Source organism: Arthrobacter rhombi, assembly GCF_039526245.1.
Taxonomy (GTDB): Bacteria; Actinomycetota; Actinomycetes; order Actinomycetales; family Micrococcaceae; genus Arthrobacter_H; species Arthrobacter_H rhombi.
In genome coordinates this window covers 1-1,319 of sequence record NZ_BAAAIV010000022.1, presented here as the reverse complement: position 1 = coordinate 1,319, position 1,319 = coordinate 1, and the positions used below count along the sequence as shown (strand labels likewise).

At 50.9% G+C, this 1,319-nt stretch carries 1 protein-coding gene; it reads left to right on the top strand.

The window, feature by feature from the left end; translation table 11 throughout:
- Positions 1 to 1,295: ATP-binding domain-containing protein (locus tag ABD088_RS15575; RefSeq protein ID WP_343902887.1), on the top strand; the 1,295-nt coding region annotated here is incomplete at its 5' end.
- Positions 1,296 to 1,319 lie beyond the last annotated feature (24 nt).

Genomic DNA, 1,319 nt, shown 5'->3' with positions numbered 1-1,319 from the left:
CGTCCGGTGGCCGCACTTCATATCGGCGGTCGGCCGGACGCTACACCACCTTATGGGGCACTACTCAAAGTGTAGGCAAGGCAGTAAAGGAATTTTTAGCACATGCTGCGGATCACATGCGTCAAGTGGGGAGATCTGTAGATGCTGAACGTCTAGACAGGAAAATGACAGAAAGGATCGCTGAAACTCTTAGACCAGATTTTACGCGCAGGCAATCTGCGGAAGATCGTCGAACTGATCTCGCTGACGATTTAGAATCAGTCCTTCGGGAACAAGCGGAGGCGCTTGAGCTACTCCAAGATAACGATCGTATAGTTTTCACGGGCCCGGCTGGCTCGGGGAAGACGTATTTGGCTCTTGAGGCGGCTCGCAACTTTTGTGCCGAAGGTTTGTCAGGCTACCTACTCTGCTATAACCGCCACCTAGCCAATTTCCTACGTATGGAATTGGAGGACGTCCCGGGCGTTGAGGTCGGGACTTTCCATTCTATATTTAGGCGGCTCTGTGGTATCCAGATACCGGCGGCCGCGAGCAGCGGCTGGTGGGATCGAGAATTTTTGGACCTGGCCTCAGAAAATATTGTCTTTCAGGCGGATGTCGCACGCTCTTTTTTGATAGTTGATGAGGCCCAGGATGTTTTGCGGAGCGAGTACCTGGATGTCCTTGAGTTTCTCGTCGATGGAGGTTTTGCGGACGGGAGAATCATGGCATTTGGGGACTTTGAGCGTCAGAATTTATACGCCAAAGAAGGTGTCCTGAGCGAATTCGGTCGGAGATCGATGTCGCTGGCGCGGTCTAGTTTAAGCAGCAACTGTCGAAATCTACCCAGAGTGGGTCATGCTGTATCGAGTTTCGGGAATCTTGAGCCTGGATATAAACGTTTTAGGCGACGAGACGATGGCATTTCTCCGCGCTATATTCCGTATGCGAACGATGATGAGGCCGAAAATAACCTCTTGCTTGCCATTAGTGAACTGCAGGAGAGCGGTTTTGAACTCAGAGACATCATGATACTTAGCCCGCAAAAGGATGCTCTAGCTACGCGAATCAAACGGACAAGGCTGAAGAATTCCATGGTTGCTTTTCCTCATGCGGAGGGGAGGGACCTGGCCCAGTATTCAACAATTCATTCTTTTAAAGGTCTTGAGTGGCCGTGCGTCATAGTTACGGACATCGATTCGCGGACCTCTTCCGAGAAAATCCAAGACCTTCTATATATAGGAATGAGTCGTTCCACCGTGCGAACCGTTGTTTGGTCAAGCCCATTTGCGTGGTGTAAGTCGGTTGCCACGTGATTCTTGATGTTGGTTAGGCGCTCA